Source organism: Pelagibius sp. Alg239-R121, assembly GCF_947331435.1.
Taxonomy (GTDB): Bacteria; Pseudomonadota; Alphaproteobacteria; order Kiloniellales; family Kiloniellaceae; genus Denitrobaculum.
This window is the reverse complement of sequence record NZ_CAMZOF010000001.1, coordinates 1,513,497-1,537,009: the sequence shown is the minus strand read 5'-3', so window position 1 is coordinate 1,537,009 and position 23,513 is coordinate 1,513,497. Positions and strand designations below refer to the sequence as shown.

Here is a 23,513-nt window from a genome sequence, read left to right as displayed (position 1 = left end):
TTCTATTAGTATTACTTTTTACGACAACGAAGAGATCCTGTCGATAGCCGCCTCCCGCAGCAGCGCAGAATCTCTACCAGCAGGAACGGTAACTCATGTCGAAGAAGCCCGAAAACGGATCGGAACGTAAAGCGCTACGCAGCGAAAAGTGGTTCAACATCGCCGGCGATCCTGGGATGACCGCGCTTTATCTGGAGCGGTATTTCAACTTCGGCCTGACCCCGGAGGAACTGCAGTCCGGACGTCCGATCATCGGCATCGCCCAGACCGGCAGTGACCTTTCGCCCTGCAACCGCATCCACGTTCAACTTGAAGAGCGCCTGCGCGACGGAATCCGAGACGCGGGCGGTGTTCCCTTGGTGTTTCCCGTGCATCCGATCCAGGAAACCGGGCGCCGGCCGACGGCTTCGCTCGACCGAAATCTCGCCTACCTGGGCGCCGTTGAGGTGATGCACGGCTATCCGCTGGACGGCGTGATCCTGACCACCGGCTGCGACAAGACCACACCTGCCCTGTTGATGGCCGCGGCCACAGCGAACCTGCCCTCTATCGTACTCTCCGGCGGACCGATGCTGGATAGTTACCGTGATGGCAAGCCCCAGCTTGGGTCCGGCGCGATTGCCTGGGAATGCCGCCAGCGCTTCTCTGCAGGCGACATCACCGGCGAGGAATTCATCAAGTTCGTCGGCGACGCCGCTCCAAGCCTCGGCCACTGCAACACTATGGGCACGGCCTCAACCATGAACTCCCTCGCCGAAGCCCTGGGCATGAGCCTGCCCGGCTGCGCGTCGATCCCCGCTCCTTATAGAGACCGCGCGCAGATGGCATATCGCACGGGGCGGCGCATCGTTGACATGGTCCATGAGGATCTAACACCCGACAAGATCATGACCCGGGACGCCTTTGAGAACGCCATTGCCGTCAACACCTTGATCGGCGGTTCTACCAATGCCCCGATCCATCTGGTCGCCGTGGCGCGCCATATGGGAGTCGAGTTGAACGTCTGGGATTGGGAAAAGCACGGCTTCGATCTGCCGCTGCTGGTCAACTGCCAACCTGCCGGTGAGCATCTCGCCGAGAGTTATCACCGCGCAGGCGGGGTTCCTGCCGTCTTTGCCCGCCTGAAAGAACTCGGGGCATTGCGCGAAAACGCCCTGTCCGTCAGCGGTCAGACCATGGCCGAAGCCTACGCGGACGCCGAAGCCTACGACGATGATGTGATCCGCCCGCTGGACAACCCTCTGAAACAGCAGGCGGGTTTCAGGGTACTGACCGGCAATCTTTTTGATTCCGGGATCATGAAAACCAGCGTGATCAGCCCGGATTTCCGGGCGCGCTTTCTGGCCAATCCCGACGACCCCGACGCCTTCGAATCCCGTGTCATCGTCTTCGAAGGTCCGGAAGACTATCACGACCGGATCAACGATCCGGAACTCAAGATCGACGAGCGCAGCACGCTGCTAATCCGGGGCGCCGGTCCTATCGGCTATCCGGGCGCCGCCGAGGTGGTCAACATGCAGCCGCCGGACGATCTGATCAAAGCGGGCATCACCGCCCTGCCGACCATCGGTGACGGCCGCCAGTCCGGCACCTCGGGTAGTCCTTCGATCCTGAACGTTTCGCCTGAATCCGCCCTGGGTGGCGGTATGGCGATCGTGAAAACCGGTGATATCCTCCGCGTCGACCTGCGCAAGGGCCGCGTCGACATGCTCATTTCAGATGAAGAGATCGCCAGCCGCAAGGCCGCCTGGGCACAGTCGATCCCGCCGCATCAGACCGGCTGGCAGGAAATCTACCGCTCCATGGTCGGCGATCTTTCGACCGGCATGTGCCTGGAACCGACGGTCAAGTATCACCGGGTCACCGAGACGACGCCCAGAAACAACCACTAAAGGGAAACGCCCACTAAAGTGAACAACCATTGACGGGCAATGATCGCAGGCGGCCAATAATCCCTGTCAGTGATAACGCCGGTTAAACTTCCGCCTGGGTCAGCAGCCAGTCTCGGACCTGTTCTGCATCGGGACTGAGTGCGATAGTTTTCGGCCAGACCACGTAAAAGCCGAACTCGCCATGCAGAACCTCATCGACGGGGTTCACGAGCACACCCTGTTCGATCAAACGGCGGGTGAGATGCTGCCAGCCCAGCGCCACGCCCTCGCCTTCCTGAGCCGCCTGGATAACCAAGGCGTAGTCGTTCAAGCGCAGGCCGTCGTCCCGGCTTTGATAGGTGACCCCATGCGCCGAAAACCATTCGGACCAGCCTGGGCGAACGCGAAAAGGTTCCTCCAGATGGATGAGTTTTTCGCGGGCGAGACTTTCGACCGTGGGCACGCCGAGCTCATTAGCGAGATAAGCCGGGCTGCAGATTGGTCGGATTTCCTCGGGCGCCAAAAGCGCCGTCTCGTATTCGGCCCAACCTCCCGATCCACGCCGGATCCCTAAGGCAATACCCTCTGCGGCAAGATCGCTGTCCCGATCTGTCGTCTGCAGGCGCAGATCGACGGAAGGGCAATCGGCATGGAACCCGGCAAGGCGTGGCAGGATCCACTGGCTGGCGAAGGCGGTGGAGACCGAGAGCGTCACATGCCGGCCGCTCTGGCTCTGGTGCAAAGCTTCCGCTGAACGCCGGATATGCGCCAATCCGATAGAGACATCGGAGAAGAAGCGCTCTCCGGCTTCGGTTAGAGCGACCTTGCGGTGCTGACGCCGAAACAAAGCCTGCCCCAATGCCTCCTCAAGCTGCTTTATGGCATAGCTTACGGCTGCCTGAGAGATGCTGAGCTCCTCCGCCGCTCTCGTGAAGCTGGATAATCGTCCCGCCGCTTCAAATACGAAGAGAGCGCCCGGCGAGGGAATGAGATTACGGAGGTTTTGCATAAACACAGCTTATTCTTAAAACAAGGATTTTCAAGCGTCACAGAATTTCTGACCCGGATTAGAGTTATCGGCATTAGGATTGATGTGACGCCATGCCGGGAAGCCTTAACCGGCAAGGCGTCGACGATATTCGAACTCGATGGTTCTTGACTGAAGCGGAACAAGATCATGGCGGCGCAGACCGATGACTCCATCACAGCCTTCAGCGGGGATGAAACCGCATCGCGTGAAGGCCGCCGGGGCCGAAAAGCCAGGCAGGCGCGCCGGGCCGAAGGTGTGGTTTCGGCTCCTGCCTTCATCACACGCCAGGTTCCATACTACGAACTGTTATCTGAAGAGGGGCTGCAGAAACTAGACGATGCCGCAGATACTATTCTGCAGGAGATCGGCATCGAGATCCGGGGCGACCAGGTTTCCCTGGACCTCTGGCAAAACGCCGGTGCGGAGGTTGAGGGCGAGCGAATCCGGTTCCCACGCGGCCTCGTGCGCAGCATCATCCAGGCGACCACACCTAAGACCTTTGTTCAGAACGCGCGCAATCCGGCGCGCTCAGTGACCATCGGCGGTGACAACGTTGTCTTCGTTCCCGCTTATGGTTCGCCCTTCGTCAGCGACCTGGAGGGCGGCCGGCGCTACGGAGCACTCGAAGACTTTCAGAACCTGATAAAGCTGGCCTATGCCTCGCCCTGGATTCATCACTCAGGCGGCACCATCTGCGAACCGGTCGACGTCCCGGTGAACAAGCGGCATCTGGATATGGTCTACAGCCATATCCGCTACAGCGACAAAGCCTTCCTCGGCTCGGTCACCACGACCGAGCGGGCACAGGACTCTATCGAACTCGCGCGCATCGCATTCGGACAAGACTATGCCGACCAGAACTGCGTGATCATGGGCAACGTCAACGTCAACTCGCCTCTGGTCTACGACGGCATCGTTACCGAAGTCATCCGCACCTATGCCACGGCAAACCAGGGCAGCGTAATCGTCCCCTTCATCCTGGGCGGCGCCATGGGGCCTGTGACCACCGCGGGCGCGATCGCCCAGGCCCATGCGGAAGCCATGGTGGGTGTGGCACTGACTCAGCTTGCCCGGCCTGGCGCGCCCGTGATCTACGGCAACTTCCTCAGCTCCATGTCACTTCGGTCCGGCGCACCAACCTTCGGGATGCCGGAACCGGCGGTCGCCTATCTGGCGGTCGGGCAACTGGCACGGCGTTTAGGCGTGCCCTTACGCTGTGGCGGATCGCTGACGGCTTCGAAAGTAGCCGATGCCCAGGCGGCACAGGAAAGCGCGGATTCCCTGATGCCTGCTCTGCTCAGCGGCGCGAACTTTATTCTGCATTCCGCCGGCTGGCTGGAGGGCGGCTTGGTCATGGGCTACGAAAAGTTTGTCATGGACGCCGATCATCTGGGCATGATGCACAGCTTTCTGAAAGGTCTGGCGCTGGATGACAATGCTCTGGCGTTGGACGCCTTCCGGGAAGTCGGTCCCGGCAAGCACTTCTTCGGCTGTGCCCATACCATGAGCAACTATGAAACCGCGTTCTTCGATTCGGAGCTGGCGGATTCTTCATCCTACGAACAATGGCGGGACAACGGTGCGCAGGACGCACTGAAGCGTGCGCATGGCCGTTGGACGGCGACACTCAAATCTTATGAGGCCCCGCCGCTGGATCCCGCTGTCGATGAAGAACTCCAAGCCTTCATTCGCAACAAAAAAGACGCCGTCGAAGACGCCTGGTACTGAGCCCTGGGGAAACGCCAATGAAGGTCACCGATATCAGAGTCACCCATGTCAATGTCCCCTTCGACGCGCCCTTCTGGTGGACGGCGGGTCTCTATCCCGGCGCTTCGAAATCAATCATCGAGGTGGAGACGGACGTCGGCATCGTAGGTCTGGGCGAGGCACCTTGGTGGCACTTCGGAGAGGTCGTCGAGCAGGAAATTAAACCGAAGCTGATCGGTCAGGACCCGTTGGATCTGGCGAACGCGGAATCGCTTTGCGTACCGGCCTATCAGATCACCGCCAACACGGGCGAGAACGCCTCGACTGTGGCCTTCGGCGCCGTCGAACTGGCGCTCTGGGACATTCGCGGCAAGGCAATGGATCTGCCGCTCTATAAGCTGCTCGGCGGCGCGGTCCGCAAGGACATCCCCTTCACCGAGTACTTCTCCTTCCGCCCCGATTGGACAAACTCCGACGGCAGCCCCAGCGGCGGCGAAATGACCCCCGAAGCCGTCGTCGACTACTGCCTCAAGATGCGCGAAGAACATGGCAGCAGCTTTTTCGAGGGCAAGCTGATTCAGGGCGACCCGGAGCTTGAGATCCGCACGGTGCGAATGCTGCGCGAAGCCCTGGGACCGGAAGCCATGATCCGGCTCGACTCCAATATGCAATGGTCTCTCACCACGGCCCGCTGGGTTCTGCGTGAAATTGAACAGTACAACATCCGGAACTACGAAGACCCGGTCGCAACCTTCGAGGAGATGGCCGAGCTCAGGCAGCATTCCCGCATCCCCTTCTCGACCCACATCCCCGATTTGCGGCGGGCTGTGGCCTTGGGCGCGCCGGATACCTTCGTCTGCAACTTCGCCGCTCTCGGCGGGATCGCGAAGACCCTGAAGTTCGTGGCCGCCTGCGAAGCCATGGGCAAGGGTTTCTGGTGCTATTCGAACGATTTGGGAATCATGACCTCGGCCTATCTGCACGTGGTCGCCGCCACGCACTGGATCACCGAACCCTCGCAGTCCCTCTTCCGCTGGCAGGTTGGCGATGTGATCGAAGACGGCCCCTTCCGCCAGACCAATAACACCATACGCGTTCCGGAAGACCCCGGGCTCGGCATAAAGCTCGATCCGGCAGCAATGAAGCACTGGCATCAACACTTCGTGGACAACGGACCGATGAGCCATTTTCACGATCCCGCGTCGCCTGGCCGCTTCCGCCAACTGCCCCTAAACTGACCGAACCACAGTGCCGTTGAACCGAGGTAGCGAAAGATGGTGACACAAGACCCCCTGCTCCAAACCTATCAACTCAAACATCTGACGCTGCGGAACCGTGTGATGTCGACGGCGCATGAACCCGCCTATTCCGAAGACGGTATGCCGAAAGAACGCTACCGCCTCTATCACCAGGAGAAGGCGAAGGGCGGCATGGCCATGACCATGATCGGTGGCTCCTCCATCATCTCGCCCGACAGCCCGGAAGCCTTTGGTAACCTGCACGTCTACAAGGACGAGATCGTGCCGTGGTTCCAGGAGCTTAGCGATGCCTGCCATGAGGAAGGCGCCGCAGTGATGTGCCAGATTACTCACCTGGGCCGCCGCACCTCTTGGAGCAAGGCAGACTGGCTGCCGGTTCTGGCACCCTCGCCGGTGCGTGAGCCGGCCCACCGGGCATTTCCCAAGGAAGCAGAAGACTGGGATATCGCCCGCATCACCCGGGATTACGCCTCGGCTGCAGCCCGCTGCAAGGCCGGCGGATTGGATGGCGTGGAGATCGAAGCCTACGGCCATTTCATGGATCAGTTCTGGTCGCCCGCCACCAATCTTCGCGATGACAACTTCGGCGGCTCCCTGGACAACCGCCTGCGCTTCACTTTTGCAGTCATCGACGCCATTCGCGCTGAGGTCGGCGATGACTACATCCTCGGTTTACGTTTGGTCGCCGACGAGGATTGGGACAAGGGCCTCAGCAAGGCCGACGGCATTGAGATCTGTCAGCGACTGGTCGCCAGCGGCAAAGTTGATTTCCTCAACGTTATTCGCGGTCATATCGAGTCCGATGAAGCTCTATCCCACGTAATCCCCAACATGGGCACCCGTTCTTCTCCGCACCTGGATTTCGCCGGGGAAGTCAGAACCGCAACCAGGTTCCCGGTGTTTCATGCCGCCAGGATCAGCGACGTGGCAACCGCCCGCCACGCCATCGCAGAGGGCAAGCTGGATATGGTCGGCATGACCCGGGCTCATCTTGCAGACCCGCATATCACCCGCAAGGTCATGGAAGGACGCGAGCACGAAATCCGGCCCTGTGTGGGCGCCGGTTACTGTATAGATCGCATCTATGAGGGCCGATCGGCCTATTGCATTCACAATCCGGCAACCGGACGAGAAGCGACAGTCCCGCAGAAAGTTCTGCGCAGTAGCGGACCGGCAAAGAAGGTGGTGGTGGTCGGCGGCGGTCCCGCCGGTCTGGAAGCGGCCCGGGTCTCAGCGGCGCGCGGCCACGAAGTCGTACTCTTTGAAGCGGCCAATGAACCCGGTGGACAGGTGCGTCTGGCGGCCCAACTGCAGCGGCGGCGGGAGATCGTCGGCATTGTCGACTGGCGCGCGGAACGCTGCGCGGATCTTGGCGTGACCATCAAGACCAACACCTACGCTCAGACGGAAGAGGTGATGGCGGAATCCCCCGATATCGTCGTCGTCGCAACCGGCGGCCTGCCCAATACGGGCTTCCTGGATGCCGGCGAGGATCTGGTGGTGACCTCCTGGGACGTGCTGGCCGGTGACAGCAAGGCGGCACAGGATATTTTGCTGTTCGACGACAACGGCGCCCATCCCGGCATGATGGCAGCCGAAGCCCTGGCCCGCGGTGGCGCAAAACTCGAGTACGTGACGCCGGAACGCTATCTGGCTCCGGAGATCGGTGGCACCAACTCGCCGATCTACCTGAAAGCCTTTTCGGAGTGTAACGTCCGGATCACCCTGGCAGAGCGGCTGGTGTCCGTGCGGCGCGAAGGCAACCGGCTGGCCGCAACGCTGGAGAATGAATACTCCAAGACGGCACAGGAACGTATGGTCGACCAGGTCGTTGTCGAGCATGGCACCCTGCCGCTGGACGAACTCTATTTCGGACTGAAGGATGGTGCGGTCAACCGAGGCGCAGTTGACTATGAGGCCTTGATCGCGTGCCGCCCCCAGGAGCTCACATTCAATCCGGAAGGAAGTTACCAGTTGTTCCGGGTCGGTGATGCGGTTTCCAGCCGCAATATCCACGCGGCGATATACGACTCGCTACGGCTCTGCATGACGTTCTGAAATCAGTGCGCCAGGCTAATAGCGCTGCGCCAGGACCGCCTGGATCGACTCGATCGCGCGAAAAGCGGCTTTCAACATCTCATGCTGGGTGTCGCTAAGCTTGTCGACCGAGACCCAGTTGGTCGGTGCCACGCCAACGCTGACATCGTACAGATGTTGGCCCAGCCGGATGTCGTTGAGATGCCGATAGGCATCCAGCGCATCCTGCAGAGTGCTCTTCAGCTTCGGTTCCGCCTCAAGCAGAAACGCCAAGCGGTCGAAGGTGTTGCTGGACTCGGTATATCCGCGCCGCAAGGAAAGGACACGGGCAAAGTCCGTAATCGGCTGCAGCCCGCGCCGCTTGATATTGATCTTCCGGCCATCTTCAGTTTTGAAAGTTCGAATACGGCCAAAGACTTTCCCGAGGGGCGGACGCAGCGAAATCACACCCCGCGCCATATGCTGAAGGAACCTCGGGTTCTTTCCCAAGGCCGTGATGAGACTCTGCTTAACCGGCTCCTCCAGAGAAAGGTCGCCGTGCACCGCGCGCAGATCACAGGCGGCCGCAACCTGCATGATCTGATTCGCTTCGGAACGCGCGAGCCAGTCATCGAACTGCGCCGGCCAGCTCTCCAAAGCGTGCCGCCAGAGAGGGTTGCCCGCCATCATCCCGCCCTCGCAGAGACTTAAGCCTATTTGGTCCAGGGCTTGATTAACATGGCCGGCCCAACGGGACAGCCAGGCGTCCACCGCCGGCAGATCTGCCTTCGATGCACGATAGACCACAGCGTTGTCCTGATCAGTTTTCAGACTCATTTCGCCCCGGCCCTCGCTTCCCATGGACAGCCAGGCCCAATCGAAGTCCGCATCAGGGCGATGTTCGGCCAGTTCCACCTCGCAGAGGTCCAGAGCATGCCCCGTCAAATTGTCGTTGATCAGCGTATTGATGGTGATCAGATCCTGCGCTCTGACGCCGCGGCGATAGAGCTGCAGCAGCTGGCGATTGGCTTCGCGGCGCAACTCCGCCAAGGCTTCGAAGTCTGTCGCTTGCGTGATCTGATTCAGCAACAGCAAGGGATTGTAGCCGTGGGACCGGGCAATCTCGGTATCGCTGACGACGCCCACCAATGTTCGGTCATTGCCGGCCCGCACCAACACATGCGAGAGATTCCTCTTCAGCATCATCAGCATAGCCTCAAAGAGACTGTTGCGCGCCGTCAGAAATCCGATATCGCCGTTCATCACCTGGCTGACCGGTGTCTCCAAAGAAACGCCCGCAGCCACCACTTTGTTGCGCAGATCGCTGTCGGTCAGCAGCCCGACTATCGCAGCGTCTCGTGCAACAAGCAGGAAGTCGCACCGTTGTTCGCTCATGATCCCGGCTGCCGCCTGCACTGACAGGTCCGGTTCGCAAACCGGTGGTTCGCGGCGAACGAGATCGCTTAGTCTGGTCCCGAAAAGAAACTGAGCACCGGAAAGGTCATACAGCGTGACGTGATGGCGCGTGTAGACGCGTACATCACTCTCGAAAAATGCGCGGACCCGGGGATGCTTTTCGCAGAGCAGATGAAATCGTTCGGCCGGGATCGATGCCAGCATCGTATCGCTGATGGCTTCCGCCTGAAACGGCAAAGGCCCGCCGCGCAGGAGGCCGTAATGACCGAAAAACTTACCCTCGCCAAAGGTTCGGGTCACACTCCCCACAGCGGTTTCGATCAAGCGAACCTGTCCGGATACAACCAGATAGAGGTTCTCATGATGCTCGCTGTCTTGTGCGAGAATAACTGAATCTTTTGGGCAGGCTTGCAGTATGACCGACGCCGCAAGCGCGTTGCATTCATCCGTTGAAAAGCCGGAGAACGGCGGCGTTCGTGCCAACAGCCTTTTTAGGTCCTCATTGACGGTCATCATGGAATTCCGGCGGTGATGGACTCGGTGGTGTTAGACTCGGTTGCAATGCAGGCGGCGGTGATCAGTCTTCCTTGATCACCGCCGCAGGAGCCTTCTCAGATTTGACCGGACTAAACCACTTTCTTCCCGGTTCGCTTAGCCTCGCGCAACTCCTTCGTAAAGGTATAGACAATGATTGCGAGCACCACAGCCGACATGATGGGCCACATCAGGATATAGAACGTAAGCATTCGTCATTCCTCTCAGCTTTTATCGAGTTACTGGGCCGTCACAACCGGTGTACCGACCTGCTCTTCTTCTTCGCCCTCCTGGAAGGAGGTAACGCGCTGACCGATCAAGTCGAAATCGAACTCGTGCCTGGTGGACAGGCTGACAACGACGCAGATGATGGTACTGGCACCGTACGCCGTCAGCGATCCGAGCAAGACGGTGTACTCACGCAGGAACCCCATGAAGTAATAGGTGCAGAGGATGCCCGCGATGACACCTGCGGCAACACCGATTGTCCGGCCAAAGAAGCCAAAGACCATCAATCCAATCACAACACCGCCGCCAATGCCGGCGATGATCTCGAAGAAACCACCGATCAGACCTTCGAGCGGAAGCAGCTCGAACCGCACGATGCAGAACAGGATCAATCCGCCGATCACCGCCCAGATGAAGGCCGCATTGGTGACCCGGTTCCAGTAGCAGCTGGCGATGACGGGGAACACAATCGCACCCCAGAGCGCCCCGACAAAAACCAGCATCACCAGAATGTTGAGCGAGAAGCTGGCCAGGATGAGACCGATCACGGTGGCAATGATCATCGTGACGCGACCCAGCAAGAGCATCTTTTTGACGTTGGGTTTGCCCTTGGCGATGTTCTTTCCGTAGATGTCGGTCATCATGATGGCCGACAGTGCCGACAGATCGGAATCCGCAGTCGACGACAGGGAGCCGATAACCAGGATAAAGAACAAACCGATGGCCACGGGCGGCAGGTAACTCGATGCCATCTGCGGGATCAGGTTGTTCAGATCGCCATCATGCGGCTGCACACCGATGAGCAACGCCATCAAGCCCAGCATACCCAGGCCGATAACGATTGAGCCGTAACCGATCGTCGCGGTTACAAAGGTCGACTTGATCAGATCCTGGCGCACGGCGAAGAGACGCTGGGCGATGGTCTGATTGCCGATCGCGTAGGCGAGGACCGCCACAAAGAAAGGCGCACCCTGCTCCAGTATGGCTTTTGTGGAGAAGAAATTTGCCTGCTCTGCGGTCACGGTCGCAAGCCCTTCACTCAATACATCCGTCCCTCCGATGCTGAACAGAACCCACGGAATGATCACCACAGCGATGGCCATCATAGCGACGACCTGTGCGAAATCCGTCAGGATCGATGCCCGGAAACCGGACCAGAGTGTGTAGGAGAGAACGCCGACACCCGCGATGATGACCCCCATCTCGAAGGACAAAGGCGACAACACGGAAACCAGGGCGCCGGCAGCAGTGAAATTGACCATCAGGCTGATGACGCTGCCTAAAAGGTTTGAGATCGCCAGAATCAGCTGACTGCCCGAACCATGGCGGGCATGCATGATCTCGGCCAGGGTATGCGCATGGGGTGCAAGTTTTCGAAAGCGCAGGCCATAGGGATAGATGAAGAGAATCATCAAAGCGCCCCAGAAGCCATAGTGCATGGGACCGGACAAGCCATAGTTATAGCCGGAGATCGCGGCACCATAGAACGAGGCAGCCCAGATCCAGGTCGCCGTCATGCTCGCAGCGGAAATGCCAAAACCCACTTCGCCGCTGGAAACCATATAGCCGTCGACGTTCTCGTTCTTTTCGTTAACGAAAGTCGACATGAAAAATGTGCCGCCATAAAACAACAAAAGCAGAATGATGACGACGGGTGTCGAGAACTGGAAAAAAACAGTGTCTACCATGACTTGAACCTACCCCAGTCTGTTTGATTGATTTGTTTCTTTTGTTCTGGACCCTTGATGCTGATGCTGACGACCCGAATTGATCCGGTGTCTGGCCAAGGTCTCGGAAGACTGCTGGAACCGTTTGCTCCAGTGCGGGAGAAACAGCGCAATCCATGTGCAGCAATTGTGATGCTCTTAAAGCTCCACAAGCCTTTTCATCTTTGATATATAACCTACAATTGTGTATAACTTAGTTCAAACAACGATTTTTAAGAGTATATCATAAACAAATGTAATGAATAAGACTCGCTCTCAACTTCCGCCGATGACGGCGTTGCCGGTTTTCGAAGCCTCCGCCCGCCTGCTCAGCTTCACGCGGGCCGCAGAGGAACTCCATGTTACTCAAGCCGCGATCAGCCGACAGATTCGCGTCCTGGAAGAAAACCTTGGGGTCTCTCTTTTCGACCGCAGCCACAGGAAAATAAAACTCACGAACGAAGGTCAGAGTTTTCAGCATGTCGTTGCCGTCGCACTCGGCCTGGTGGCAAATTCAGCCAACGAGCTGCGCGGCCAAATCACCAGCAATGACCTGACGATCGCCGCAGATATCTCGATGGCACACCTGTGGCTGCTGCCGCGCTTTCCGGCTTTCAGGGAAGAATTTTCAAACATCGCCGTCAGCATTCTGGCGTCGGAACGGGAGTCGGATTGCTTGCGGGACGGCGTCGACCTTGCGCTTCTTTACGGCGACGGAAACTGGAGCGGTTATGATTCCCGCCTGCTGGTGGAAGAAGAAATTTTCCCCGTGTGCAGCCCGGACTATCTCAACACGCGTCCGCCGATCACAAAGCTGGAAGACCTGGTAGATGCGGTTCTGCTCGACTTGCGGGGGGACCGCTGGGATTGGGTTGACTGGCAGCAGTGGTTCGCGGAAAAGCAGGTCGACGCGCCAGACTGCTCGACCCTTCTGGCTTTCAATAATCTGCCTCTACTTATTCAAGCCGCATGCCGGGGGCAGGGCATCGGGCTCGGCTGGCGTGGTCTGGTCGACGAGCTGCTGGAGGATGGAACCCTGGTCAAACCCCTGGATATCTCGCTTAAAACCGGGCGCGGCTACTACGTCATCAAACGCGCGGACATCAGAATGTCGGCGGAGACAAGAACCCTGCTCGACTGGGTTATCCGCATGAGCAGCGACAACGGCATCAAACAGGCCTCGGACGTCTAAAGCCTGCTACGCCCTGACAGATTTTCGCTGTAATAGACAATCGAATGATCGTATCTGAAGTCCGTTGCACCGCCCGGATCCGTGATTCTGATCAGTTCCCCGTGATGGTCGAAGCCGAACGGCAATTCCGGCGGCACCATGGTGACGGGATCAGCGCCATTGCGGTAGCGCAGATGCGCCCCAGACTTGAACGCGAGATCAATGTTGGTGCCGACCCGCGGCTCGCCGAAGGTAACGACTTCCGCGAAGGCGTGGCGCATGCCCGCGAGCGTCGCCATGGCCGCCCCCAGGCTGTGACCGGTGACCCAGGTCGAAGTACCGGCGGCATGCCGTTCAAGATCCGGCAAGACATCGTCCACCCAAAGCTTGTCTAGTTCCTGGAGGAAACCGCGATGAACCTTCACGTCTGGCACATCGTCGAATTGAGTCTTCCGGAACTTTAGATCCGCGAGTACGTCGTTGCCGAGGAAGGTTGCGATCTTTGCGTCAAGGTCCAGTCCCAGAAATTCCCTGAAGCCTTCGATGACACCGCGCGGTTCACCCAGCCCGTCCCGTTCGCTCTGCCGGTCCCGTTCCTGCGATCGATCCCGTTCGCGCGGTTGAGAACCGCGAAAGCTCAAAACGGCCTTGTCGGGCCAGACCGCCAAAAAAGCCTGCGCGCCCGAACGGTCGTAACAAAGGGTTGTGGCCACCCCGAGCCCCGCCATCAGGTCTTCGATTTTGTCCCGGTCCAGATAAGCAGCGTGGGCCAGGTTGGACAGCACCCAGGGGCGGTTTGATCTCCAGCTCTCCTCAAAGGAAGGCCCATCCTGTACACCGGGAAAAGGGTCGAACAGCTGCGGCGAAAAGACCGCTTTAAATGACTTTTCCAAAAGCTTGCCTCACCTGCCTTTACCTCTACCAGGGCTCAAGATTAAGCGTCGATGTCAGGGCGTCTTTCGGCTTGCCGATCCAGTCCCGGCTGTGAATCAGATTGCCGTCTTTGTCGAACGGCATGATCGTGATCTTGTGACTTTCCCTGTCGACATCGACACGGCAGAAGTTATCTTCCTGCGTGAAGTTCCAGGCCTTGTAATCCATGGTCTTCTGGCCAGAGATCTTGAAGGTGTCCTTCTGCTTCGCCTGGGCCGAATCATGCACGAAATTCGAAGGCTCGCCGTCGGCGAACCAGAACGGCCAATAGAAGGCCGATGAGGTGATGGAGTAGGCTTTGAGTTTAGCCGCGCCGGGAGTGCCGGCGAAGCTCAGCTGCGCAACATTGGCGCAGTGAATATCGCCGGAAAGAAACACCACGTTTTGAATTTTCTTGGTCAGGATCGTATCCAGGATCGCTTTGCGCGTTTCAGGGAAGGCGGGCCAGGAATCGCTGCCTTCCGCCCACTCGACCTTTTGCTCGCCACTGCCTTTACGTCCTGTTCGGGCCGACATGGGGTTAGGCGCAAAGACGCTGGAGGAAACAACAAACTTGGGTGTGTTTCCGCGCTCGGTCTGACAGTCGACGAGCCATTTTAAGAGCCTCTCAAGCTGGCTCGGCTCCTCGTCGCCGAGCGACGGACGTCCCAGAAGGTGGTTGTCATTTAGATCGTCCTTCACGTCATCCATATAACGCTGGGTGCGCGTATCGAGGACAAAGAAAGGATAACCGCCGCACTCGAACTGATAATAAAGACGGCCACGAAAGCTGTCGGGGCAATGGCTCCATTGGTAGCTTTTGTAGGCATCGATCGCCAAGTTGAAGACCTTGCGGGATTCCGCCTTTTTGATACGGTCCTGATGCCAGTTATCTTCGATCTCGTGGTCGTCGAGGATCATGTAAGTCGGCAGGTTTCGGAGAAGCTTACGCATTTTTCGCGAGCCGAACGCGGTGAGATAACGTTCCTGAAACTCCTGGGCCGTGTCCGCCAATCCGACTGGAACGTGCCGGTTCAGCATGTCTGCGTAAATCTGGTCGCCAACCATCAAGGCAAAGTCGACGGGCCGCCGTTCCTTGATCTTCTTGTCCTTGGGGTAACCTTTTGTCGCTTCCTGCGCCATTGGACCAAATATACGGTCGGCATCCTTGATCTTCCACATGACGCCCGGGTAACGGCAGGACCCCAACACAAACGCCAATGACTCGTCGGATTCTCCGCGGGCTCCCGAAAAGGTACGGAACCGGGCTTCGGCAAATTTCGGCCGCAGACTCAAGAGGTCCTTGATCCACACGTTCGGATCCGGAAGCCGCGCAGCTACATCGGCGCTTTCGATGTTCTCATCATCACCAAAGGGGTCATCAACGCTCAACGTTCCCACGCGAACCGTATAGCCTGTGGACGGCTTCAAAGGGGTGCATTTCTTACCGCTCAGGCAGACATGTTCCCCGGCGAAAAAGACGCCTGTGCGGTCCCGTTCCCGATGCAGTCGAAAATAGAAAGCCTGGATCTTGGGTAGATCGATTGCCTTGCCTTCCTTCGCGACGACAGCTGCCACGCCGATCGTACGCTGCAAAGCACTGAGCTCTCCCTTGTTACCTTTACTATCTTTGGCACGGATCCAGACTTTGCAGCTTTTTTCGGTCGTATGCCCGACAATCGGACCCAATCCGGCTTCTCTCAGACTGCCCATTTGCCTTCCCCCTGATGTTCGCCGCGGCCGCTCTCGTGGTGGCACGAGATCAGCGGGGCAACGTTCTAATTTATTGGATTGTGGAACAGAACCATCTCGAATGTAAGTGTACGACTATCCCTGTTCGACAAGCAACAAGGGCCTGCAGGACCAAGGCAAACGCGGCTTGGTTCGCTCAGACCGCGATGGCCTATCCGTTTCACGCTAACCACGGCAGTATGGAACAATCGAGCCGAACGGTTCTTCGCCCTGTTCTCACAAATGAAACTGCGGCGCGGCATTCACCGTTCAACCTAAAAACTGGAAACCTCCCAAGCTCGGCGAAAAATCCTACTTATCTTCACATGATCAGCCGTAAACAAATGCCGGAAGATCGAGGAAAGATTAGATTTCTGACTGGAAGCTAGTGACGTTTCAATCAACTGTGATTAATTTAATACTTTCATTGATTGAAATCTGGTAGATGCTATCCTAGTTCTTAGCAATGCATGCTTTTCTACAGATGTTCATTGAGCACGTGTGATAATGTATTTGCACTGATCTGGAACTTGCTTGTTCATGATTGCACAACTCACGATTGCGAATTGCTGTCTCGATTGTTGAATGAGAGGCTGGTGAAAGTTTTCGTTTGGTTCCGGATGACATGATCAAGCTCTAGTGTATTGTGAATTTATCTAATATTTATAGATTGTTGTTACGCATAGAATGTCGACGGCGAGATATGTATGCGAAGATTGTATGGGGAGCGGCGGTTCTAGTTCGGCGTTTCAATGTCTGACCGGATCCTTTGGTAAGACCTGAAAACGGCTAACTTTTGGCAGCGCGTTTTGCCAGTTCTTGCGACCTAACGAATTCATCATGCTCGCCGCTTGTTCGTCCGGTGTGCGCGTCAGCGCGCTGATAATGATTTCGGGTTGCTTTTTGATGTCTATTTCTCGTTTTGCAGTGCCACGAGGGTTGTGTGTCCCGATCAAGGAGGCCGTGCAATGATCTCTGTTGTCATCGCGACCCGCAATCGGGCACCACAGCTGGAAAAGTGCTTGCGGCGGTTCCAGGCGCTTGATCTCGCGGGCATCACGGCCTGGGAATTGATTGTTGTTGATAATGGCTCCAGTGACGATACGGCTCAGGTTGTACAGAAGCTGAAAGATGAAACCGATCTGCCTCTGCAGTATAAGCTCGAGCCGACACCGGGTGTCTCACCGGCCCGAAACGCAGGTATACGCAGCGCAAAATACGACATTCTGGCGTTCACTGATGATGATTGCATGGTGGATCCAAGCTGGCTCTCAAAAATTCGCCAAGCGTTTCACGAGGAACCGGAACTCGCGCTCGTGGGCGGACGCGTTGAACTCTATGATCCCGAGGATTACGAAATTTCTGTCCGCCGGTTCGATGATCTCTACAACATCAACACCCTCGACGATCTGTTCAGCCGCTTGATCGGCTGCAATATGGCAATATCGGCTGCGGCCATCCGCAAAGTCGGCCTTTTCGACGTTTCGATGGGGGCAGGTGCTGCCTTCAAGGCCGGAGAGGATCACGAATATTTTTATCGTATCCTCAAGAGTGGCGGAAAGGTGGTCTACGACCCTCGAATCCGGATCGAACATGCCCATGGCAGGCGCGCAGAGGCGGAAATTCAAAAGCTGAAATCCTGCTATGTCGAGGGGCGCGCAGCACTGTTCGCAAAACACATTCGCGCGGGCGACAGAAGGTTGATCAAGCAAGCTTACTGGGAACTCCGGGCGCTGCTGACGAAACGAACGCGTGACGACGGCTCTATTGTGGCACCGGACTATCGTTTCTTCCGCATTTACACCTTCCATCTTCTACGCGGTCTGTTGGTCCTGCGCTGAGTATTCATCACGAATTCCGGAATCTGTTCCTGGAAGTGGACAGGTCTGTCTGAAATTTGGATCAAGTTGATATGACGAAACGAAAAAAGGTCGCCTTTATCAGCATCTGCTCTGGTGATAAGGACCTCATTGCAAAATGGGTGGCATCCGGTGACCTGCCGAATATCGAAGGATTGCTTCAAACAGGACTTATCGGCGAGACCACAGGACTGCCGGGCGTTTATGTTGGCGCGCACTGGCCCTCGTTCATCACCGCCTGTACACCTGCAACAAATCGCGTTCATTCTTGGGAACAGTTGAAGCCCGGCACCTACGACAACTACCGCTGCAAAGCCGGCGATCACATGCAGAAACCTCAGTTTTGGGAAGTTTTGAGCGAGGCAGGAGTGCGGTCCTGTGTTCTCGATATTCCGCACAGCCGGATTTCGCCCGATATAAACGGCCTTCAAACCGTCGAGTGGGGCGCCCATGATGCGGCATACGGCTTTCGGGCATCGAGCAACGCTCTGCGGCAGGAAATCGTGTCGCAGTACGGTCTGCACCCGGTTAGCGGTAACAGTGATGCCGATCGTCCAATCCATGAACTTGATCGCTTTGCAGATGAGTTGGTTCGGGGCGCGCGAATGAAGGGTGAGCTCTCCGAGGACTTTGTCCTGCGCGAGAACTGGGATTTCTTTGCTCAGGTCTTTACCGAAGCGCACTGCGGCGGACATTTGCTCTGGCACCTGCACGACCCCGATCATATCCGGCATCCCGAAGCGGTTGAAGCTGGCGTTGGTGACAGACTGAAGGATGTCTACGTTGCTATTGACGAAGGCATTGGACGGATCCTTGACCGCCTTGACGAGGACACGACTGTCATCTTCCTGGCCAATCACGGGATCGGGCCAAAATACAACGCTGACTTTCTGCTGCCTGATATTCTGATTGCCCTCGGGGTCGCAGCGCCAGCCGATATTCCCGTCGAGGAGCCGGGCGCGATCGACCATGTTGACGACTTTATTACCAAAGCGTGGCAACAGCTGCCCGTATCCTTTCGGGACTCGGTTCAGCCTCTGCGAGATCGGATCCGCGGCGCTATTCACACGGAAAAAACGCCGCCGCCCAAGATTAAACCCTCTGAAGGCAAGTGCTTTTTCGTGCGGAACAATACGGCTCATGCAGGCATCCGGGTCAATCTCGTGGGCCGGGAGCCCAACGGCCAGATTCGACCGGGTGCAGAATACGACGCCTTTCTGGAAGAACTGACAAGTGACCTCAAGGGGATCATCAACCTCGACACAGGAAGGGCGATTGTCAGCAACGTCTATCGCTGTGACGATGTCTATGATGGGCCTGAACGGGACCACCTGCCCGATCTTTTCGTCGACTGGACCAACGACGCGCCGATCGAAAACCTCTGTTCCAACAAAATTGGACATGTCTCCGGCAGCTATAACTATTGCCGCACGGGGGAACATCGTCCCGATGGACTCTTCGTCGTAAAAGGCCCCGGTGTCGCGGCGGGCAGGATCGAGCGCAAGGTGACCTGCATCGAGTTTGCCCCGACAATAGCAACTCTTCTTGGCGTGGAACTGCCCGATGTGGAGGGCACCGTCATTCAGGAACTGTTCACGGAATCACAAGCGGTTCCACGCGCCAAAGCGGGATAATCCCGGGCGGCGTTAAGGAGTAAGCGTGTCCGCCGACATTAAAAAGCGCATTGCGGTAGGTGCCGGCTGGATGGTGTTCATGCGGCTGGGCGATCGTTTGATCGGTCTGGTCAGCATGGCCGTTCTGGCGCGTCTTCTGCTGCCTGCGGATTTTGGCCTTGTCGGCTACGCCATCGTCCTGTTGGCAATTCTCGAGATCTTTGCCCAGCTTGGCGTTGAAAATGCGCTGATCCATGACCAGAAGGCCCCGCGCGAGAGCTACGACACCGCCTGGACCATGAACATCTGCAAAGGCCTGGTTCTTTCTGTAGGACTGCTGATAGCCGCAAAACCAGCGGCGGTATTTTTTGAAGCGCCTCAGGTAGAGGCGGTCATCTATGTGCTTGCGATCTTGCCCTTCGTCAGCGGCATTGAGAACATTGGTACGGTCGATTTCCGCAAGGATCTCGCCTTCCACAAAGATTTCATCTTCAATTTCCTAACGCGGTTCTGTGGGGCAATCGTCACCATATGCCTCGCGTTTATTCTCCGCGATCACTGGGCGCTTGTGATCGGCATGATTTTGCGGGCCCTGCTCCGCGTGGTTCTTAGCTATGTCATGAGCGAGTTTCGTCCGCGTCTGACCCTATCCCGCTTTTCCGAGATCTTTAATTTCTCCAAGTGGATCATGCTGCAAAACCTGCTGCATGGCTTTAACGAGCGCCTGCCTGCCCTGGTCATCGGACGATTGAGCGGTCCGCAGGCTCTGGCCTTTTTCAATATCGGCTTTGAGATCGCAAATCTTGCCTCCACTGAACTGGCTGCGCCGATCCGGCGCGCCTTGTTCCCGGGCTTTGCCAAAATGAACCAGGATCGGGCGCAGCTCGCGGACTCCTTCCGCTGGGCACTGTCGATTATCGTTCTTGTGGGGCTTCCGATTCCCATGGGGATCGCAGCTACGGCTGACTATATCGTGCCGACTTTGCTCGGTTGGAATTGGCTCGACACGGTTCCGATTATTCAGATCCTCTGTTTCCAGGGGGCGGTGGTCATCCTGGGCACCAACAGCCATCTTGTGTATCTCGCGCTCGGCAAACCAGCGATTACCGCCTGGCTATCGGGTCTGCGACTATTGGTTCTGGTGCCCTGTTGTATCTACTGGGTGGGAATTTACGGCGCAGTCGGTGCCGGCCTTGCCCTGGTCGCATCTGCCGTAGTGGTGCGCTTTACCGACTACGCGATCGTCTTGCCGATGCTTGGCATGCGCATCAGCGATTTCGCCGCTCAGATATGGCGGCCTTTGACGGGCGTCCTCGCTATGAATGCTGTTGTCAGGCTGCTGCACACCTGGCTCGAGCAGTCGGCTCTGCAGCCTTATCTTTTGCCGAAGCTCGCCATTTGTGTCGTCGCTGGCGCGGTCACTTATCTCGCTGTGGTTATTGGTCTCTGGCTGATCACCGGTGCCCGGGAGGGGGCTGAGTCCTACATCCTCGGCATGATCAGGAAGTTCCTGGTTGCACGCCGTTTGCTGCCGAACCGAGACCCAGCTTAAAATCCGGCCTTTTTCACCCTGATCGAGCTCCAGATCCCTCATGTTGAATGGTTTTAGGTCGTCTCGAGCGCGAAGTCCTCGTCCAGCCAGCCGGTGACACCACCGATCATCTCCTTAACCGGCAGGCCCAACCTGGCCAGACGTATGGCCGCCCGGTTTGCGCCGTTGCAATGTGGTCCGGCGCAATAGACCACGAACAGTGTTTCGCTTGGAAACTCCGCCATGCGTTCTGCGGTTATGGTGGCGTGGGGAATGTTATGTGCCTTAGCCACATGTCCTCGGGCGAAGGCGTTTGGGCCACGCACGTCTAGCAGGACGAAGTCGGAAGCGCCCTCGGTCATGCTCTGCTGGACATCGGCACAGTCGGTTTCAACGCGAAGACGCCGCTCGAAGTGTGCAATGGCTTCATCGCTCCTGGCGGCGGGGACCTGTGCAACGGCGCTTGTCATTGGCGTTTCCTCTCTTTCTCGATGTGGTGCTGACAGGGTTTTCGCAGCTTTTTGCGTCAATTCGCAATTGGCTGATAAGACAATATGCGTTAAATTCAAGCCATGCGTGACCACACACCTCTTTCTGTTGCCGTTGTTGTCTACGATCGGCTTTGTACTTTCGAATTCGGAATTGCGACGGAGCTCTTCGGCCTGCCACGTCCAGAGTTGGACCAATGGTATGACTTTTCCGTCTGCGCTCTTGAAGACGGGCCGCTGACGTCTGTCGGAGGCTTGCGGATAATGCCCGAACAAGGACTGGAAGGCTTGAAGACGGCCGATCGGATAATTGTGCCGGGGTGGCGGGATCTCAACGAAACGCCGCCGGAGAGCCTGCTGTCGGCTTTGAGGGAAAGCCACGCGTGTGGGGCAAACCTCCTGTCCTTTTGCTCAGGCGCTTTTGTGCTTGCAGCGACGGGACTCCTGGACGGGCAGTGTGCGACCACTCACTGGCGCTACGGTGATCGGTTCAAGGCACTCTTTCCTGCGGTTACCTTTGTTCCCGACGTGCTCTACATCGACGAAGGCGGGCTCGCCACGGCGGCCGGCAGCGCATCGGCGATAGACTTGAGCCTGCATGTCATACGACGTGACTTCGGACCGAAAGTGGCAAACACTGTCGCCCGGCGGCTGGTCGTGCCACCGCATCGCGAGGGCGGGCAGGCGCAGTTTATCGAACAGCCGCTGCGTGACGAAGAAAACCGATTGTCGGCGGTACTCGATTGGGCACGCGGCCGCCTGCATCAGGATATCGGGGTCGATGAATGGGCGGATGAAGCGGCGATGAGCCGCCGCACCTTCGACCGGCAGTTTCGGCAGACCACCGGCCAGAGCCCAAAGCAATGGCTGATCAACGAGCGTGTGGCCTTCAGCAAGGAACTTCTGGAGACCACGAGCTTCTCGGTGGAAGAGATCGCGACCCGGATCGGCTTCGGGACCGCGATGACCCTGAGGCACCATTTCCGCATACAGGTCGGCATCTCACCGACACGCTACCGGCAGCGCTTCAATCAAACGGCCACAGCCTGAAGCCTATTCCTCGCGCAGCTTTACGCCCCCAATGTCACCGACAAAATCGCAGAGTGTCGGCACATAGTCTTCGCCCCGTCCATCTGCCTTGGCCATGGAGAGCAGATGATAGGTCGCCGGCGCGATGAAGGAAGGCATGTCGGCAGCTTCGGCCATGCGCATGTAATAGCCAACATCCTTGCGGGCATTGGCAACCGAGAACTGAAGGTTTGACGCATCGCCTTTCATGGCATTGGTCATGCAGAAATCGAACATGCCGCTCTTGAGCGGTCCAGCGGCCATGACCTCGTAAAGGTTCTTAAGGTCGACGCCGGTTTTCACGGCCATAGCAGCGGCTTCCGAGATCGCCGATGCGGTGGTCATGGCAAAAAAGTTGTTGATGAGCTTCAGTTTATGTCCGCTGCCGAGAGGACCGACATGGAAGATGTTTTCAGCCATGTCTTCGAGGAGAGGCCAGACTCTCTTCACATCGCCCTCACTCCCACCAACCATCATGTTCAACTGACCTTGCTCTGCGTGCAGCGGCGTACGGCCAAGCGGCGCGTCGACCAAGCTGGCGCCCTTGGCCGCCAACGCCGCCCCCATACGATCGGTTGAGGTCGGGTCGGAGGTGCCGCAATCCACGACCAGAGTCCCCGGTTTGATTCCGGCCAGCAACCCGTTCTCGCCCGTGACAACGGCTTCGACGACATCGGACGTCGTGACGCAGATGAAAATCACATCGGCCTCTGTGGCGAGTGCTGCAGCATCCACGGCCTCGTTCGCGCCCTTGCTGACAAGTTCATCGATTGGGGCCCGGTTCCGATGAGCCATGATGGTCAGAGGATAGTCTCTTGCGAGCAGGTTGATGCACATTGCCCGGCCCATAAGTCCGATGCCGACAAATCCGATTCGTTGCTTGCTCATATCTTGCTATCCTCAGTGGCTGTTTTACGTAATTCGCGCCGGCGCGTGTGGCGACCAGACCTTTGCAGGCCTATTAATAGAATTGAGGTGAGTCTAGGCGACTGGACGGCCGTGCGCCACGTGTGTCCTTGCCAGTCGCACTGCGGGAACGCGTAGTTGACGACGAGTGCAAAAAAAAGCGCCCCGCAACTGCGGGACGCTTTTCTTTTTTATGCTGTCCCGGCCAATCCTTGTTCAGGAATCAGCCAAGGCGGGACGGCAGTAAGCCGATGCTATTCGACTTTGAGGTTCGCAGCGGACGCGCGGCCCTGCCGATCGCTCTCCAGATCGAATTCGATCTTCTGACCTTCCTGCGGGTGGTCGATGCCGGAGCGCTCGACTGCGGAGATGTGGACGAAAACGTCCTTGCCGCCATCGTCAGGTTGGATGAAGCCGAAGCCCTTTTGGGCGTTAAACCACTTTACGGTACCAGTAGCCATAATCGT

At 57.6% G+C, this 23,513-nt stretch carries 18 protein-coding genes; 9 read left to right on the top strand and 9 right to left on the bottom strand.

Features of this window, described 5'->3' with window-relative positions; all coding sequences use genetic code 11:
- The first annotated feature begins 95 nt into the window (after positions 1-95).
- A complete protein-coding gene (locus QMZ18_RS06895; RefSeq protein WP_282605487.1) occupies positions 96-1,892 on the top strand; it encodes an IlvD/Edd family dehydratase in 1,797 nt (598 codons plus the stop codon).
- A gap of 82 nt (positions 1,893-1,974) precedes the next feature.
- Here QMZ18_RS06895 and QMZ18_RS06890 read toward each other — a convergent pair whose 3' ends face one another.
- Positions 1,975-2,880: a LysR substrate-binding domain-containing protein gene (locus QMZ18_RS06890; RefSeq protein WP_282605486.1), complete on the bottom strand. Its 906-nt coding sequence runs from the start codon at positions 2,878-2,880 to the stop codon at positions 1,975-1,977.
- Between the two features lie 168 nt (positions 2,881-3,048).
- On the opposite strand from QMZ18_RS06890, the gene QMZ18_RS06885 reads away from it, so the two are divergent.
- The 3 genes from QMZ18_RS06885 to QMZ18_RS06875 are packed head-to-tail and all read left to right on the top strand — an operon-like array spanning position 3,049 to position 7,925.
- Positions 3,049-4,629 carry a trimethylamine methyltransferase family protein gene (locus QMZ18_RS06885; protein ID WP_282605485.1) on the top strand — a complete coding sequence of 527 codons (1,581 nt, stop codon included), beginning with the start codon at positions 3,049-3,051 and terminating at the stop codon, positions 4,627-4,629.
- Between the two features lie 17 nt (positions 4,630-4,646).
- On the top strand, positions 4,647-5,846 hold the full coding sequence (locus QMZ18_RS06880) for a mandelate racemase/muconate lactonizing enzyme family protein (RefSeq protein ID WP_282605484.1): 1,200 nt from the start codon (positions 4,647-4,649) through the stop codon (positions 5,844-5,846).
- A 36-nt stretch (positions 5,847-5,882) separates the two neighbouring features.
- Complete coding sequence (locus tag QMZ18_RS06875) at positions 5,883-7,925, top strand: FAD-dependent oxidoreductase (RefSeq protein WP_282605483.1); 2,043 nt, start codon at positions 5,883-5,885, stop codon at positions 7,923-7,925.
- 15 nt (positions 7,926-7,940) lie between these two features.
- On the opposite strand, the gene QMZ18_RS06870 is transcribed toward QMZ18_RS06875, so the two are convergent.
- From QMZ18_RS06870 to QMZ18_RS06860, 3 genes are all read right to left on the bottom strand, one after another.
- On the bottom strand, positions 7,941-9,812 hold the full coding sequence (locus QMZ18_RS06870; RefSeq protein WP_282605482.1) for a DUF294 nucleotidyltransferase-like domain-containing protein: 1,872 nt from the start codon (positions 9,810-9,812) through the stop codon (positions 7,941-7,943).
- A 113-nt stretch (positions 9,813-9,925) separates the two neighbouring features.
- On the bottom strand, positions 9,926-10,045 hold the full coding sequence (locus QMZ18_RS06865; RefSeq protein ID WP_282605481.1) for a putative transporter small subunit: 120 nt from the start codon (positions 10,043-10,045) through the stop codon (positions 9,926-9,928).
- Positions 10,046-10,072: 27 nt separating this feature from the next.
- Positions 10,073-11,749 carry a sodium:solute symporter family protein gene (locus QMZ18_RS06860; RefSeq protein ID WP_282605480.1) on the bottom strand — a complete coding sequence of 559 codons (1,677 nt, stop codon included), beginning with the start codon at positions 11,747-11,749 and terminating at the stop codon, positions 10,073-10,075.
- 277 nt (positions 11,750-12,026) lie between these two features.
- On the opposite strand from QMZ18_RS06860, the gene QMZ18_RS06855 reads away from it, so the two are divergent.
- Positions 12,027-12,959, top strand: a complete 933-nt coding sequence (locus QMZ18_RS06855; protein WP_282605479.1) for a LysR substrate-binding domain-containing protein — start codon at positions 12,027-12,029, stop codon at positions 12,957-12,959.
- On the opposite strand, the gene QMZ18_RS06850 is transcribed toward QMZ18_RS06855, so the two are convergent.
- On the bottom strand, positions 12,956-13,831 hold the full coding sequence (locus tag QMZ18_RS06850) for a lipase family protein (RefSeq protein WP_282605478.1): 876 nt from the start codon (positions 13,829-13,831) through the stop codon (positions 12,956-12,958). The genes QMZ18_RS06855 and QMZ18_RS06850 overlap by 4 nt on opposite strands.
- Positions 13,832-13,856: 25 nt before the next feature.
- On the bottom strand, positions 13,857-15,563 hold the full coding sequence (locus QMZ18_RS06845) for an alkaline phosphatase D family protein (RefSeq protein ID WP_282605477.1): 1,707 nt from the start codon (positions 15,561-15,563) through the stop codon (positions 13,857-13,859).
- A 986-nt stretch (positions 15,564-16,549) separates the two neighbouring features.
- Here QMZ18_RS06845 and QMZ18_RS06840 point away from each other — a divergent pair.
- From QMZ18_RS06840 to QMZ18_RS06830, 3 genes are all read left to right on the top strand, one after another.
- Positions 16,550-17,422: a glycosyltransferase family 2 protein gene (locus tag QMZ18_RS06840; protein ID WP_282605476.1), complete on the top strand. Its 873-nt coding sequence runs from the start codon at positions 16,550-16,552 to the stop codon at positions 17,420-17,422.
- A 71-nt stretch (positions 17,423-17,493) separates the two neighbouring features.
- The gene (locus QMZ18_RS06835; protein ID WP_282605475.1) at positions 17,494-19,074 is read left to right on the top strand and encodes an alkaline phosphatase family protein; all 1,581 of its coding nucleotides are present in this window, start codon (positions 17,494-17,496) and stop codon (positions 19,072-19,074) included.
- Between the two features lie 25 nt (positions 19,075-19,099).
- Positions 19,100-20,605: a lipopolysaccharide biosynthesis protein gene (locus QMZ18_RS06830; RefSeq protein ID WP_282605474.1), complete on the top strand. Its 1,506-nt coding sequence runs from the start codon at positions 19,100-19,102 to the stop codon at positions 20,603-20,605.
- A 53-nt stretch (positions 20,606-20,658) separates the two neighbouring features.
- On the opposite strand, the gene QMZ18_RS06825 is transcribed toward QMZ18_RS06830, so the two are convergent.
- Positions 20,659-21,054: a rhodanese-like domain-containing protein gene (locus QMZ18_RS06825; RefSeq protein WP_282605473.1), complete on the bottom strand. Its 396-nt coding sequence runs from the start codon at positions 21,052-21,054 to the stop codon at positions 20,659-20,661.
- Between the two features lie 102 nt (positions 21,055-21,156).
- On the opposite strand from QMZ18_RS06825, the gene ftrA reads away from it, so the two are divergent.
- The gene (gene ftrA / locus QMZ18_RS06820) at positions 21,157-22,122 is read left to right on the top strand and encodes a transcriptional regulator FtrA (protein ID WP_282605472.1); all 966 of its coding nucleotides are present in this window, start codon (positions 21,157-21,159) and stop codon (positions 22,120-22,122) included.
- 3 nt (positions 22,123-22,125) lie between these two features.
- Here ftrA and QMZ18_RS06815 read toward each other — a convergent pair whose 3' ends face one another.
- Together QMZ18_RS06815 and QMZ18_RS06810 are read right to left on the bottom strand one after the other, a co-directional pair.
- On the bottom strand, positions 22,126-23,028 hold the full coding sequence (locus QMZ18_RS06815; protein WP_282605471.1) for an NAD(P)-dependent oxidoreductase: 903 nt from the start codon (positions 23,026-23,028) through the stop codon (positions 22,126-22,128).
- A gap of 272 nt (positions 23,029-23,300) precedes the next feature.
- Complete coding sequence (locus QMZ18_RS06810; RefSeq protein WP_282605470.1) at positions 23,301-23,507, bottom strand: cold-shock protein; 207 nt, start codon at positions 23,505-23,507, stop codon at positions 23,301-23,303.
- Positions 23,508-23,513 lie beyond the last annotated feature (6 nt).